1 protein-coding gene is annotated in these 516 nt (G+C 70.3%); it reads left to right on the forward strand.

Annotation, left to right across the window (positions count from 1 at the left end):
- Nucleotides 1-35 precede the first annotated feature (35 nt).
- Nucleotides 36-516, forward strand: a 481-nt coding sequence (locus AC5RV3_RS17735) for a hypothetical protein (RefSeq protein ID WP_494123206.1), incomplete at its 3' end; no start/stop codon positions are given.

The following is a 516-nucleotide window of genomic DNA, read 5'->3' on the forward strand; positions in this document are numbered from 1 at the left end:
CTCAAACTGTCCGAGGCAGCCGGTAGCGTGAGGATATGGGCGGCGAGGGCGGCGAGCTTCGGTTCCCGGTTCCGGGACAGGGACTGGTGATGGACCTTGGTGTGCCCTCGCGTCCGGACAGTTCCCTGCTGGACGCGCTGCTGCAGCGGGTGGTGGCAGAGGCGCTGCTGCGACGTTATGGCATCGGGCTTGATGGCGCCGGACTCTTTCCTGCGGGCTCTGACCTGGGCGCGTCTGCCGCCGTCGACGCCGCCAACCCTGCAGGGACCTCTTCCCCAACCGAAGCCAGCGGCGGCGAGCCTCCCGTGCCCGAGGACGTCGAAGCATCTCAGGGATTGGGCAGCGGACTGCAATCGGCCGGGACCGGGGAGGACGGCGCATCCCTGCCCGTGGTGCTGGAGGGCACCGGGTGCAGGCCGGTGGTGCCCGAGGGCGGCGTGGGCGTGCCCGCGGTGTTGGCCGGCCTGTTGGCGGTGGTGGAGCCGGCGGAACTGGATGACGCGCAGACCATGGATT

It is taken from the genome of Arthrobacter sp. Y3221114 (assembly GCF_059092625.1).